Origin of the sequence: Caballeronia sp. LZ029 (assembly GCF_031451275.1) — a bacterium.
Lineage (GTDB): Bacteria > Pseudomonadota > Gammaproteobacteria > Burkholderiales > Burkholderiaceae > Caballeronia > Caballeronia jiangsuensis.
The window spans coordinates 1-382 of the sequence record NZ_JARUXO010000047.1 but is presented as its reverse complement, the minus strand read 5'-3'; the positions used below and the strand labels follow the sequence as shown (position 1 = coordinate 382).

The window sequence follows — 382 nt, the reverse complement described above, 5'->3', positions numbered from 1 at the left end:
GATTTGCAAACCGGCGCGCGCTTTGCAAATCCGCCGCGCTGAATCGTTCTTTGAGCATCGAGCCCAAGCCCATACGAGGCACCATGACCTGGCACCAACGCATGATCTGGTCCGAGGGCCTGTTCCTCGAACCCCAGCACTTCCAGCAGCACGACCGCTTCATCGAGCATCTCGTGCGCTCGCACGCGCGCGCGACCGAGGCGTGGTCGTGGGGCTGGGCCGCCGTGATGCTCGACGAAATCGCGCTCGGGCTCGGCAAGATCGCGCTTGCGTCGGCGTTCGGCGTGCTGCCCGACGGCACCGCGTTCTCCTTTCCCGACGACTTCCCCGCGCCGCCACCGCTCGACATTCCCGCCGGCACGCGCGACGAGCTCGTGTTGCT

1 protein-coding gene is annotated in these 382 nt (G+C 66.8%); it reads left to right on the top strand.

Annotated features, from left to right (window positions below; translation table 11 throughout):
- Positions 1-83 precede the first annotated feature (83 nt).
- Positions 84-382 (top strand): type VI secretion system baseplate subunit TssK (gene tssK / locus QCE73_RS33985; protein WP_309885334.1); only part of this gene is annotated, 299 nt, incomplete at its 3' end.